The organism is Shewanella khirikhana (assembly GCF_003957745.1).
Taxonomy (GTDB): Bacteria; Pseudomonadota; Gammaproteobacteria; order Enterobacterales; family Shewanellaceae; genus Shewanella; species Shewanella khirikhana.
Map to the genome: position 1 here is coordinate 3,052,651 of NZ_CP020373.1, position 13,254 is coordinate 3,065,904.

The window sequence follows — 13,254 nt, forward strand, 5'->3', positions numbered from 1 at the left end:
GATTATGCGTCTAAATCCCCCGGCAAAACAACGCCGGAAGCCGCAGTGGTCTGTTAATGCCCTTCGGCAAATAGATAGTTAAGCCAGCCCTGCATCCGCAGCAGCACTTTACGCATCACAGCCACATGGGAGAAATGGTCGGTGTAGATAGCCGCCTGCCCCGCAACCCCTGCCGGGAACTGGCCGATTTCTTCCGGCTTATCAAACTCAATCATCACCAGTACCCGGCCGCGCTGGAACAGCCGCGCCGATGACTGCAGTTGCCCGGTGGACTGCACTTCACCTTCGGCCATGGCCGGCAGCACCTGAGCCACCCTGCCATGAAACACCTGACCGGGGGCGGCATCGAGGATCACCTCGGCTTCATCACCGGCCTTGAGGCGCAGCAAGGAGTTTTGCCAGAAGGCGCCCACAAAATAACGCTGCTCGTCAGGGATAAAGCTCATCACCGGCCGAAGCGGCATAGGCACCACCACCATTCCCGGACGCAGCGCCATATGGGTGACCATGCCATCGGTTGGTGCACGCACCACAGATTGTTCGAGGTCAAACTCGGCCTTGGCCAGATCGGCGCGGGCCGCCGCCACCTTGGTATTCACGCCATCAATATTGGACTCGTAGGCCAGACGCACCCGCATCTCTTCGGCCTTGGCTGCCGTGAGCTGGGCTTCAGAGGCAAGGTACATCTGCCGCTTGTTATCCAGCTCAAGCTCGGTAAAGGGCGAGTTGGCGCCGCCTTTTTTACGACCGGCCTGATAACGATTGTACTCCGCCAGGGTTCTGTCTCTGTCGGCCAGGGCACGCTCAACACTGGCCTTGGCGGTTTCCCAGGCGGCTTCCAGTTGCGGAACTTCCTGTTCGGCCGCTTTCAGGGCCGCACGCTTTTGTACCAATGCCGCTTCAAACGGAGTCGGGTCGAGCCTGAACAGTACATCCCCTTGTTTTACCGGCACATTGGGCTTTACCGCCACCTCGTTTACCTTACCGGTCACCAAGGGGTTAATGGGCACAGACACAAAGTATTCCCGGGCAAAGCGGCTGTACGGATGGTTGTAGTTCATCAACAGCAGCAAGGTGCCAATCAGCACTATGCCGCCCAGCACCGCGGTGGGCACAGTCCACTTGGTCAGGGGGATTTTGAATACTTTGAAAATCACCACGCAAAACGCGGTATAGGTGAGGATAAGCAGCAGATCCATGGTTATTCCTCCCCTGCCTTGGTGGATGATGGCGTATTCAGCGGCGCGTCGCTCGTCCTGGTGTTGGCTGCGGGTTGGCTGGCAGCGCTGGCTTTGTCCAGCTCCAGTGCCTGCAGGCGATTTTCAAGCTCCAGCAGATTGGCGCTCAGCTCTTTCACCTTTTCTTCAAGTTCCAGCTCGCGCTTTACCACAGTGCCAAACCCCCAGCCGCGGTCTTCGCGGTAGAGGGTGGCCCAAATCCACAGGAAGGGCCAAAGCACATGCAGGGTAAACAGGCTCACCCAACCGGCGATATGCAGGGCATCCTGTTGTGGGTGATTGCGCTTTTTCGCAATTTCGTAAGGGATATCGTGAATAGCAATAATGCCGTAGAAAATCACTATCACCACAAAGAACAGCAGCCCCAGGGCAAAGTAGTCCAAGAACACAGACACCTCCGTCGATGCCAATTGATTTGATTTTGTTACCAAAGGGTAGCGCAATTTGCAGCATCGATACCAGAATCCAGCGCAATAGTTTTGCAATTTCCGTTTGATTTTTCCCACATTTTACGAATGCCAGCCCAACACTTTTCGCCAAGACGGGTTATGATTTTGACTGCCAACAAAAACGAGGTAATCAAACCATGATAGGCACCCCCTACACCCCAGGCGCCACGCGCGCCATGTTGCTGGGCTCAGGCGAGCTTGGTAAAGAAGTGGCGATTGAGCTGACCCGACTTGGGGTTGAGGTCATTGCCGTTGACCGCTATCCCAATGCGCCCGCCATGCAGGTGGCGCATCGCAGCCATGTGATCAATATGCTGGATGCCGACGCGCTGAAAGGCCTGATTGCCAAAGAGCAGCCCCATCTGGTGATCCCGGAAATCGAGGCCATTGCCACCCAGGCACTGGTGGAACTGGAAGCCGATGGTTTGAAGGTGGTGCCCACCGCCCGGGCCACCCGACTGACCATGGACCGGGAAGGCATTCGCCGCCTGGCCGCCGAAACCCTGGCCTTACCCACCTCGCCCTATGTGTTTTGCGACAGCCTGGCTGAGCTTGAAGCCGGCATAGACACGACCGGCATTCCCTGTGTGGTGAAACCGGTGATGAGCTCTTCCGGCAAGGGCCAGAGTGTGATCCGCAGCCGCGAAGATATTCAAAAAGCCTGGGACTACGCCCAAAGCGGTGGCCGCGCCGGAGAAGGCCGCATCATAGTTGAAGGCTTTATCGACTTTGATTATGAAATCACCCTGCTGACCATCTCGGCGGTAGATGGCATTCATTTCTGCGCCCCTATCGGCCATCGTCAGGAAGACGGTGATTACCGTGAGTCGTGGCAGCCACAGGCGATGAGCGCCCTGGCGTTGGAGCGTGCCCAGGGCATTGCCCGTGCCGTAGTGGAAAACCTGGGCGGCTACGGCCTCTTCGGGGTGGAGCTCTTTATCAAGGCCGACGAGGTGTACTTCTCGGAAGTGTCGCCAAGACCCCACGACACCGGCATGGTTACCCTGATAAGCCAGGATCTGTCTGAATTTGCCCTGCATGTGCGCGCCATTCTCGGCCTGCCGATTGGTGAAATTATCCAGCAAGGCCCCTGCGCCTCGGCCGTGGTGTTGGTGGAAGGCGACTCAAGCAACATAGGTTACTCAGGTCTTGCCGACGCCCTCGCCCAGCCAGGCACCCAATTGCGGCTGTTTGCCAAGCCGCAAATCCATGGCCGCCGTCGTCTTGGGGTGGCTCTGGCCCGCGCTGAGAGTATCGATGACGCCGTGGCCCGCGCCCTGAAAAGCGCCGCCTGCATCAAGGTGCACTTTAACTAAGCCAGGTCTGGGCATGTGCCTGGATCTCGGCTTTGGCTTGGATCTGAGCCTGAATCTGATTCTGAATCGACCGCAATAGAGCTGCCCCATCGGGCAGCTCTTTTTATTCTGACTCTCGGCTGGCTGCAGCTTATTCTCATTACCAATCGCAACCGCCGCTCCCAGGCATTCCGCCCAGCAGATCATCCGGCAGCTGGCCTGCCTCCTTCAGTTACAGCGCCGCCCCCAATCAATCGCGGATTTGTAAACAATGTAAAGCCGATTCAGTTAGTAATAGTTCTCAATTAGATTTGAGCCACAATTTGCTGCAACTTCATTCGTATCCATGTCTGTTTCATTGCGTCCCGGTAAGCGGGCGCTGTCCGTCGCCCGAACCCTGCATATTTATGTGTCGATGGCGCTGCTGCTGTTGATGCTGTTTTTCGCCTTCACCGGCATCACCCTCAATCACCCGGATTGGTTTGGCGCATCCAACGCCATGCGGGAAGAAACCGAGCGACCGCTACCCGACTTTTTGTTACCGGTCGAAGCCGATTCTGCCGACTGGCAGGAAGCCGCCGCCCACTGGCTCGCCAGCGAGTGGCAGGCCAGCCGTCAGCAGGTGGAAGTGAGTGAAGATGAATTGCTGCTGGTGCAAAAAGGCCCTGGAAGCTACCGATCTGTGGTGCTGGATACCGAAGCGGCTGTGGTGGTGGCCGAATCCCTCGACTATGGCCTGGTTGCGCTGCTGAACGACCTGCACAAGGGCCGTAACTCAGGCGCCGTCTGGAGCTGGGTTATCGATTTGAGTGCGGTACTGATGTTGCTGTTTTCCCTTACCGGCGCCTTTTTGCTGTTACCGCAAAAGCGCCGCCTCAAGCGCTCGCTGGGGTACATGACGGCGGTCAGCAGCGTCTGCATTGCCATCTACTGGCTGTTTATTCCTACCTGAGGACCTTATGAAACTGAAGAGATTATCGCTGGCCGCCCTCTTATGCCTGCCCATGCTGGCACAGGCCAATATGGACGTTGAGCTTAGCCTCAGTGAAATCACCACCGGTCAATATCACAGGCCCTACACCGCCGTTTGGGTGGAAGATGCCAAAGGCCAGTCGGTGAAAACCATCGCCCTGTGGGTTCAGCACGACGGCCACAAGTGGTTTAAAGACATCCGCCGCTGGTGGCGCAAGGCCGGGCGCGACAACCCCGCCATGGTGGATGCCATCTCCTCGGCCACCCGTCCGGCGGGCAAATACCGCATTGGCTGGGATCTGAGTGACGACAGCGGCAAACCACTGCCCGATGGTGACTACCAGCTGTTTATTGAGGTAGTGCGGGAACACGGCGGCCGCGAGCTTATCCGCCACAAGTTCAGCCTGCCTGGCGAGAGTTTTGACAGCCCCCTGGCCGCCACCACAGAAACCGGTCCGGGCCACATTCGTTTCACCCGTTCAGCCACCCGCTAAGGAGCCCCATGAAATCACTTATTCCGCTGAGCCTGTTGCTGCTCGCCCCCCTCGCCCAGGCCCATGACCGCTGGATTTTACCGAGCCATTTCAATGTCTCCGCCGAAGACGGCAAAGGCGTGTGGCTGTCGGCCGATGTCAGCGCCAGCAATCAGGTATTCGAGTTCGATAAAGCCTTCGGCGCCGAAGATGTGCTGATCATTACCCCCGCAGGCAAAACCGAGCGCCCCAGCTCCAGCTACCGTGGCAGCCGCCGCTCTGTGTTTGATTACCTGCTGACCGAAGATGGCACCTACAAGCTGACCAAGGAAGCCAAGCCAAGGTACTTCTCGCGCTACAAAGTCAAAGGTCAGGACAAGCCGGTACGCAGCAGCGCCGATAAAGAGAGCACCCGCGCTCAGATGCCCAAAGAGGGCTACGAGCTTGAAGGCGCGCTGTATTTCTCCCGTATCGAATCCTTTGTCACCCTGAATAAGCCCTCAGATAAGGCATTCAACCCAACCGGTGAGTATCTGGAGCTTGTGCCGCTGACCCATCCGGCCGACTTTGTCGAAGGTGAGCTAATCAGCCTGAAACTGCTCTACAAGGGTAAGCCCAGGGCGGGCGTGGAAGTGACTCTGGTGGCCGATGGCACCCGCTATCGCAATCAGCTAAACGAGCTTAAGCTCAGCTCCAATGACGAGGGGGTTATCGAATTTACCCTGCCCCGCGCCGGACGTTATCTGCTGCACGCCGAGCACGAAGAAAAGCTCAAAGACACCCGCCTTGCCGACAAGAGCGTGAGCGAAATCTTCCTGAGTTTCGAAGCAGGCTTGCAGTAACGCTTAAGTTTGCAAAAGAAAAACCGGGTCAATCGACCCGGTTTTGTTTTTCGCCCGCCACAAAGGCAGCAAGGTTGGCAATGGCAATGTCCAGCAACCGTTGCCGGGCCTTCTGGGTTGCCCAGGCATTGTGGGGGGTAATGCTGATATTGGGCGCATGCAGCAGCGGATTATCGGCGGCAGGCGGCTCGCTGGAAAGCACATCCACCGCCGCCCTCACCCGCCCCTGATGCAGCGCGCTGGCAAGTGCCGGCTCATCCACCAGGCCGCCGCGGGCGGTATTGACTATCAGGGCACCTGGCTTCATCAGCCCAAGGCTTGTTTCATTGACCATATGCCGGGTTTGCGCCGTTAACGGGCAGTGCAGCGACAGCACATCAGAACGGGCAAAGAGCGTATCGAGGGAGACGAACTCTGCGTCCGCTGGCAAGTCTTTGGGTCGACTTCGGCTATGCACCAACAGCTGCATCCCGAACGCCTGACCGATGCGGGCCATTTGTTTGGCAATATCACCAAAGCCCACCAAGCCCAGGGTTTTGCCTGAAAGCGACTCGAGGGTGTCCAGGGTGAAACAGAAATCCGGCTGCGCCGACCAGGCGCCGCTTATCACCGCCTGATGATGCGCGGCAACCCTGGATGTGTGATGCAGCACATGGGCAAACGCCATCTGCGCCACCGCATCCGGGCCGTAGCCAGGCACATTGGTGACCGCTATACCGAGGCGGCGCGCGGCCTCAAGGTCCACCACATTGGTGCCGGTGGCAAGCACACCTATGTACCTAAGCTCAGGCAGCGCTGCCAAGGTGGCTGCATCCAGCGGCGTTTTATTGGTGAACAGCACAGAGCTGGCAGCGGCCCGGGTCAGCAGCTCCCCGGCAGCGGTACGGTCATAGACTTCATAATCTCCGAAGGGAGCCAGTACCGACCAGTCGAGATCGCCGGGGTTTAAGGTGTAACCATCGAGTACGCAAATATTGGCCATCATCAGAACCTGAAACTCACGCCAACGTTGGCCTGTCCTTGCCACATCAGGTCGGCATTCACCTTCCAGATACAGTTGCTGGCATCGCAAAACAGATCGTTTTCGCTGTCGATAAAGGTGGCAAAGGCGCGCACATCGGCAATTAACGCCAGGTTGTCGCCCAAACGGTATTCCACCCCCGTTCCCAAACCGAGTGAGAAGCGGGTTTCATTGCTGTAGTCATCACCGGGACGCATCTGGGTCAGCCCCATGGACGCGGTGACATAGGGCAGGAAGTTGCCCTTGGGAAAATACAGGCTGCCACCCACATGGGCATAATCGAGTTTGAGCGAGGTAACACGCTGATTGGAAAAGGCGCCGCCCGCTTTCAAGTCGGTGCTCTGGCTTGAGTAGAGCACGTACATATTGCCGGGGTGGCGGGTTGTGGTGCCCAGCATAATGCCATAGTGAGATGACTCTTCGGCGCTGACGCTGCCTAAGGCATCTTCCTTGCTGGCATCCAGGCTGCTGGCGGCAAAGCTGTAACCGGCGAACGGGGTGACATACTCATCTGCCGATGCCAGGGCAGGAGCCAGGCAAAGGGCAGCCAAAACCACACGAGCGGGGGTGTTCATAGGCTTCTCCCTGAAATCAACGCATGCCGCGGGCAGCCTTTACGGCTTCGTAGGCGGCCTGAATATCCTGTGCCTTACGTTTGGCCAGTTCCATCATTTCTTCCGGCAAGCCCTTGGCCACCAACTTGTCGGGGTGGTGCTCATTCATCAGTTTACGGTACGCACGCTTAACATCCTGATTTGTAGCAGATTCCTCAATACCTAACAAGCCGTAGGCATCGGCGAGCGAGCGTTTGTCGCTACCGCCTTTGCGGGCAAAATTAAACTCGGACTGCCAGCGGCCAAGCAGCATTTCCAGTGCCTGTTCGCTGAAACCCAGCTCGGATGCGACAAACTGGAGGATCCTGTGCTCATTGGGGTGCAGCTCACCATCGGCAAGCGCCACCTGAATTTGGATCTCAAGGAACATCTGCAACAAATCGTTACGGCCCATGGACAGCAACCTGAACGCTCGCAGATTGCCCTTGAGGTCAAAGTCACCTGCCTTGCCGTCGCGAAACGCCTGCTGCGCCTGCCGCCGCGCCTCGGCATCGAGATTCAGCTGGTTCATCAAATCACTGGCGAGGCGAATATCGGCTTCGGTCACCCTGCCGGATGCCTTGGCCACATGACCCATTACCGCGAAGGTGGTGGTAAAAAACACCTGCTGACGCTTGCTGCCAGAGCCTGCGGCAGCGGCGAATTTTTTATCGAACCAGTGGCCAACGACCAGCCCGAGAATGGCGCCGAAAATCTTGCCAAACATCATGCCGATAAGAAAACCAAACAGCTTGCCTTTGTACTTCATAAGCAGGGATTACACTCCTTGGCCCAAGAGTCGTTGATTGAGGGCATCGAGCCGGTCCAGGGTGCCCACATCGCACCAATAGTGTTCAAAGCGCTCGCCGGTCACTTGCTGCGACGCCATTTTCTGGCGCAGCAGCGGCCCCAACGCGTGACGGCCGGGAGCAAGTCCGGCAAAAAGTGCCGGATGGTAAATCCCCATGCCGGAGAAGGTGAGTTTATCCGCGCCCTCTTGCGCCACAAGGCTCTGGTTCAGGGCAAAATCGCCCTGTGGATGCTGTGGCGGGTTGTCCACCAGATACACATGGGCCAGCACGCCGTCAGCCAGACGCTCGGGCAACAGCGGCAAGCTATCGATAAAAATATCGCCGTTTATCACCAAAAACGGCTCATCCCCGAGCAGCGGCAGCGCTTGTAAAATGCCGCCTGCGGTCTCAAGCGCTTCTTGCTCGTGGCTGTATTGAATCGCCACACCGAACCGGCTGCCATCCCCGAGGGTTTGCACCAGTTTTTCGCCAAGCCAGGCGGTGTTGATCACCACCTCGTGGATACCTGCACCGGCGAGCTTTTCGAGGTGATACTCGATAAGCGGCTTACCGGCCGCAGCCACCAATGGCTTGGGCAGCGAGTCGGTTAACGGCCGCAGGCGCTCGCCGCGCCCGGCAGCCAGGATCATCGCCTTCATGCTTTGGCCTCCAGCGCAGGCATCACCCGGCCCATAATGAACTGGGCGAAGTCCCCCAGCTCTTTGTAGCGCACGGCCACGTCGCGAATGTAATGCATGGTCAGCGGAATATCCTTCAGATAACCGGCCTTGCCGTCTCTGTGGTTCAGGCGGGCAAAAATGCCGGCGGCCTTGATATGACGCTGCAGCCCCATCAGTTCAAACCAGCGGCGGAAGACCACCATGTCGGTGTCTGCTGGCACCAGGCCATGTTCGTGGGCGAGCACAAAGTACTCCACCAACATGTCATCCACCAGATCTTCACTCCAGCGAATGTAACAATCCCGGAGCAGGGAGACTGCATCATAGGTCACAGGGCCGCGCACTGCATCCTGAAAATCAAGCAGTTTCAGCTCGTTATCCACCACCATCAGGTTACGGCTGTGAAAATCTCTGTGCATGCCGACCTTGGGCTGCGCCAGCGCATTGTCAGTGAGCATGTCAAAGGCTGCCGCGAGGATGGCGTCTTCCTCTGCGGTCAATGTCAGTTGCAGATGGGTGCCAAGCAGCCACTCGGTGAAAATACTCAGCTCGCGGCGCACAAAGGCCTCATCATAATCAGGTAAAGGACCAAGTTCGGTCTCCATCACCGAGGCAATGCCCGGCAAGAGCGCCAGCGCCCTGGGGTACCATTGACGCACACTTTGGCGGTCCAGCAGCGACAGCAGCTGCACATCACCAAAATCTTCAAGCGCCATAAAGCCTTGCTTATCATCTTTGGCAATAATGGCCGGCACCGGTAAACCGGCTTTAGCGTAGGCATCACGCACCGCCACGAAGGGCTCGGTGGGGATCAGTGCCACCGGGGTATCCATGATAACCATGTCCCGGCCCTGAAAGCTGGCGCGAAAGTAGCGGCGGAAACTGGCATCACCGGAAATCAGCTGCGGCGACAGGCCCTCCCCAAAGGTGTGGGAAAGCCAATGATTAAGGGAAAGAAATCTGGAGTCTGACACGGTCGTTCCATGGCTCTTGGCAAAAAATTGCTTTATTATAGCCAGCATATTTATTGGAAACAGCCAATTCGTCGACACTGGATTTTTGGCCTGGTTGTACAGGGAGCAGGTGCAACTTTTCCCGCCCCGCCATGTCCACAGTAGAGTCCGGTTAAAGAACCAGAAAAACGTCCAGATAAAGAATTTCAAACTGAATACTCATAAGATGCAAATCCGTTACTTACTGGCCCTTGGCCTGTTTCCCTATCCGGCGCTGGCAGATACCGCCGTGGAAACGCCCGCCCAGGACCAATGTCTGGTGGTGCCTCCCATTCCGGTGCCAGAAGGTGCTGTGGCCGAATCCGCCACAGGACAGGTTGAAATCCTCTCCGACAGCTCCAATGCCATTATGAACAAAAACGCCACCTTCGAAGGTGACGTGAAGTTTCGTCAGGGCAGTCGCTCCATTTCGGCCGACAAAGCCAGCATGGATTACGAGCAGCAGCGCCTGGATGCAGCCGGCAGCCTGGTGTTTCAGGACAGCCAGTTCACTGTGACCGCCGACAGCCTGAGCGCTCAGCTCAAGGACAACAGCGCCAAGCTGCAGGGTGCCAAATATTGGCTCCACGGGCAGCAGGTGCACGGCAATGCCCAGAAGCTTGAGATCACCAAAGACAACAATCTCATTCTCAATGGCACCGACTTTACCACCTGTCCACCCGGCGACAGCTCCTGGTTACTGCAAGCCGAGCGCATCAAAATCGACTCCAGTGAAGAATGGGGCGAAATCTGGAATGCCAAGCTGCGTATCGGCGATGTGCCCGTGTTTTACATGCCGTACATGACAGTACCTGTGTCGGACAAACGTAAAACCGGTTTCCTGTTCCCCAGCTTCAGCACCAGCACCACCAACGGGGTGGAAATTGCCACGCCCTGGTACTGGAACATTGCCCCCGAATACGACCTGACCCTGACGCCACATTATATGTCGGCGCGGGGCCTGTATTTGCAGAGTGAATTCCGTTATCTAGCCGGTGACGCTCAGGCAGGCCGCTTGAATCTGGAATACCTCGGCAGCGACCGCATGCTGGAAAACAACAGCGACCGCTACCTGTATCACTGGGAACATCAGGGCGCCATCGACAAGCACTGGCGTGTCAACGCCGCCTTCACCGATGTGTCCGACAACAACTACTTCAACGATCTCGACTCGGCCGTGGCCCGCGCCACCGACAACCAGATCTCCCGCATCGGTGAGATGAGCTATTTCGAGAACGACTGGAACGTCAGCGCCCGGGTGCAGGACATCAAGGTACTGGGCGAAGACGAAGTGCCCTATCAGGTGATGCCGCAACTGGCATTCAATTACCGCAGCCGCGATCTGCTCAATACCCTCGAGTTCAGCTTCTTCGGTGAAGCCAGTAACTTCGAGCACAAAGACAGCGACCAGGTCACCGCCACCCGTTTACACCTGCAGCCCACCTTAAGCCTGCCCATCCACGGCCCGGCCGGTTCACTCACCAGTGAACTGACCTTGCTGCAAACCAATTACTGGCAGCGCAATACCGAGCTGATGGGAGAAGATGCGCTGGATGACAACGTCAGCCGCACCATTCCACGGGCAAAGATCCACGGCCAGATTAACCTCGAGCGCGACACCTCCTGGCTGGGTGAACCCTATCGCCAGACGCTGGAGCCTCAGTTCCAGTATCTGTACGCCGGCTATGAAGATCAGGACGGTATCGGCATTTACGACAGTGCCACCCTGCAGGACGACTACTATGGTCTGTTCCGCGCCCGCCGTTTCTCAGGTCTGGACCGGATTGCCGACGCCAACCAGCTGACTCTGGGTTTGACCACCCGCTTCTTCGATGACCACAACCTGGAGCAATTCAAGCTCAGCGTGGGTCAGATTATTTACTTCTCTGAAAGCAAGGTATCGCTGTCGGAAGGCCTGATTGAAGAGCGCCCCAGCGCCTCAGCCATTGCCGCCGAGCTGGATGCCCGTATCACCGACGACTGGTTCGTCAGTGGCGCCATTCAGTACGACGCCCGCACCCGTGAGAACAAAAAGTCGGAAGTGACCCTGGATTACCGTCCGGGCGGCGACAAGCTGGTGCAATTCAGCTACCGCTATGTACCTGATTTGATTAACACCAACACCAATGATGAAGTCAGCATCAGCCAAACAGGTTTCAGAACCACCTGGCCGTTGACCGACAACCTCTACTTTGTTGGCAACTGGTACTACGACCTCAACGAGAGCCGCGCGGTGGAAACCTACACAGGTTTCCAATACGAAAGCTGCTGTTGGGCGGTGCGCCTCAGTTACCACTACCGCATCAAGACCAACTACGAGGACGATTTCAATCCGGTGCAGGATAACCGCGAATTGTTTGAAAGCGGTGTCTACCTGAACTTCGTCATCAAGGGCCTCGGTGGCTCAGGCCCCATGGGGGTCAGCGACATGTTGGATGAAGGGCTGTTCAACTACAGAAAGCCGCTTTATCTGAGGAATTAATGCAGAAATGTGGTAGATTGCGAAACCACATTCAGGACGCGTTGTCCAAACAGGTTAACACTGCCGGGTTTTCTCTGCCCGAGGGTGGATGAAAACTGAAGAAAGCCAAGGATTTATTTGGATGAAACCCTGTAAGAAACTGATTTTTGCCGCTCTGGCAATGGCGCTCAGCGCCCAGAGCATTGCTGCTCCCCAGTTGCTCGACCGTGTTGCCGTACAAGTGAACGACGGCATCGTACTGGAAAGTGAAATCCAGAACATGGTTGATAACGTTAAGAAAAATGCCAGCGCTGCCGGTCAGACGCTGCCTTCTGACGACGCCCTGCGCACCCAGGTTATCGAACGTCTGATCCTCACCCGTCTGCAGTTGCAGATGGCCGAGCGTATCGGTCTGCACATCGGCGACCTGCAACTCGACCAGGCTATCGAAAACATCGCCCGCGAACAGAAGATGAGCGTGGCGCAGATGCAACAGGCCATCGAATCTGAAGGGATGAGCTTTGCCCAATACCGCGAGCAGCTGCGTGAAGAAATCACCCTGGGTGAAATTCAGCGTATTCAGGTGCAGCGCCGTATTCAGGTATCTCCTCAGGAAATCAACAACCTGGTGAAGATGATTGAAGAGCAAGGCAACAAAGATGTGGAATACCAAATCGGTCACATCCTGATTGAAGTGCCAAGCAACCCCAGCAGCGCCGAACTGGAAGCTGCCAGCAAGCGCGCCCAGGCAGTTCTCGATCGCCTCAACAGCGGTAACGACTTCCGCTCCATCGCCATTGCCGCTTCGTCCGGCCCCAAGGCGCTGGAAGGTGGTGTGTGGGATTACATGAACATCAACGAGATGCCCACCCTGTTTGCCGAAGTGGTTGGTGATGCCAAGAAAGACGAAATCATTGGCCCCATCAAGAGCGGCTCTGGTTTCCACATTCTGAAAATCATGGACATCCGCGGCCTGCAAACCCGTGAAATCGAAGAAGTGCGCGCCCGTCACGTGCTGCTGAAGCCGTCGCCGATTTTGTCGGAAGAGCGCGCCAAGGCGATGCTGGATCAATTCGTTAAGCAAATTCGCAGCGGCGAAGCCAAGTTTGAGGATATTGCCCGTCAGTACTCGGAAGACCCGGGCTCTGCCACCAAGGGCGGCGAACTGGGCTGGGCCGAGCCAGGTATCTATGTTCCTGAATTCGCTCAGATGCTGGGGCAGCTCAGCCTGGATGAAATCAGTGACCCATTCCGCACCTCACATGGCTGGCACATAGTGCAGCTGGAAGAGAAGCGTAAGACAGATGCCACCGACAAGTTCAACACCAACCGGGCGCATCAGCTTATCTTCCGCCGCAAGTTCAACGAAGAACTGCAAAGCTGGCTTGATGAAATCCGCAGTGAAGCCCACATTGATGTGTGGGAGCCTGAAGCCAACCGAGGTTAA

At 56.9% G+C, this 13,254-nt stretch carries 13 protein-coding genes; 6 read left to right on the top strand and 7 right to left on the bottom strand.

Annotated features, from left to right (window positions below; all coding sequences use genetic code 11):
- Positions 1-53: 53 nt before the first annotated feature.
- Positions 54-1,199: an HlyD family secretion protein gene (locus STH12_RS13355; protein WP_126167989.1), complete on the bottom strand. Its 1,146-nt coding sequence runs from the start codon at positions 1,197-1,199 to the stop codon at positions 54-56.
- 2 nt (positions 1,200-1,201) lie between these two features.
- Positions 1,202-1,627: a DUF3302 domain-containing protein gene (locus STH12_RS13360; RefSeq protein ID WP_126167990.1), complete on the bottom strand. Its 426-nt coding sequence runs from the start codon at positions 1,625-1,627 to the stop codon at positions 1,202-1,204.
- A 197-nt stretch (positions 1,628-1,824) separates the two neighbouring features.
- Here STH12_RS13360 and purT point away from each other — a divergent pair, with 197 nt between their 5' ends.
- The 4 genes from purT (at position 1,825) to STH12_RS13380 (ending at position 5,269) form a co-directional block, all read left to right on the top strand.
- Positions 1,825-3,003, top strand: a complete 1,179-nt coding sequence (gene purT / locus STH12_RS13365) for a formate-dependent phosphoribosylglycinamide formyltransferase (protein WP_126167991.1) — start codon at positions 1,825-1,827, stop codon at positions 3,001-3,003.
- 325 nt (positions 3,004-3,328) lie between these two features.
- Positions 3,329-3,934: a PepSY-associated TM helix domain-containing protein gene (locus STH12_RS13370; RefSeq protein WP_126167992.1), complete on the top strand. Its 606-nt coding sequence runs from the start codon at positions 3,329-3,331 to the stop codon at positions 3,932-3,934.
- A gap of 7 nt (positions 3,935-3,941) precedes the next feature.
- Positions 3,942-4,448: a DUF2271 domain-containing protein gene (locus STH12_RS13375; RefSeq protein WP_126167993.1), complete on the top strand. Its 507-nt coding sequence runs from the start codon at positions 3,942-3,944 to the stop codon at positions 4,446-4,448.
- Between the two features lie 8 nt (positions 4,449-4,456).
- A complete protein-coding gene (locus STH12_RS13380) occupies positions 4,457-5,269 on the top strand; it encodes a DUF4198 domain-containing protein (RefSeq protein WP_126167994.1) in 813 nt (270 codons plus the stop codon).
- 28 nt (positions 5,270-5,297) lie between these two features.
- Here the strand turns inward: STH12_RS13380 and STH12_RS13385 are convergent, their stop codons facing one another.
- Genes STH12_RS13385 through STH12_RS13405 form a run of 5 tightly spaced genes read right to left on the bottom strand, consistent with a single transcriptional unit; the run spans position 5,298 to position 9,376 of the window.
- A complete protein-coding gene (locus STH12_RS13385; RefSeq protein ID WP_126167995.1) occupies positions 5,298-6,251 on the bottom strand; it encodes a D-2-hydroxyacid dehydrogenase in 954 nt (317 codons plus the stop codon).
- A gap of 2 nt (positions 6,252-6,253) precedes the next feature.
- The gene (locus tag STH12_RS13390) at positions 6,254-6,865 is read right to left on the bottom strand and encodes an outer membrane beta-barrel protein (RefSeq protein WP_126167996.1); all 612 of its coding nucleotides are present in this window, start codon (positions 6,863-6,865) and stop codon (positions 6,254-6,256) included.
- A 16-nt stretch (positions 6,866-6,881) separates the two neighbouring features.
- Positions 6,882-7,652 carry a co-chaperone DjlA gene (gene djlA, locus STH12_RS13395; RefSeq protein WP_126167997.1) on the bottom strand — a complete coding sequence of 257 codons (771 nt, stop codon included), beginning with the start codon at positions 7,650-7,652 and terminating at the stop codon, positions 6,882-6,884.
- Positions 7,653-7,661: 9 nt separating this feature from the next.
- Positions 7,662-8,333, bottom strand: coding sequence for an N-acetylmuramate alpha-1-phosphate uridylyltransferase MurU (gene murU, locus STH12_RS13400; protein ID WP_126167998.1), 672 nt, complete (start codon positions 8,331-8,333; stop codon positions 7,662-7,664).
- Entirely contained in the window at positions 8,330-9,376 is a 1,047-nt protein-coding gene (locus tag STH12_RS13405; RefSeq protein WP_126167999.1) for an aminoglycoside phosphotransferase family protein, read from the bottom strand. Before STH12_RS13405 ends, murU begins: the two co-directional genes overlap by 4 nt.
- Positions 9,377-9,533: 157 nt before the next feature.
- Here STH12_RS13405 and lptD point away from each other — a divergent pair, with 157 nt between their 5' ends.
- Both lptD and surA read left to right on the top strand, forming a co-directional pair.
- Positions 9,534-11,828 carry an LPS assembly protein LptD gene (gene lptD / locus STH12_RS13410; RefSeq protein WP_126168000.1) on the top strand — a complete coding sequence of 765 codons (2,295 nt, stop codon included), beginning with the start codon at positions 9,534-9,536 and terminating at the stop codon, positions 11,826-11,828.
- A 121-nt stretch (positions 11,829-11,949) separates the two neighbouring features.
- The gene (surA, locus tag STH12_RS13415; RefSeq protein WP_126168001.1) at positions 11,950-13,254 is read left to right on the top strand and encodes a peptidylprolyl isomerase SurA; all 1,305 of its coding nucleotides are present in this window, start codon (positions 11,950-11,952) and stop codon (positions 13,252-13,254) included.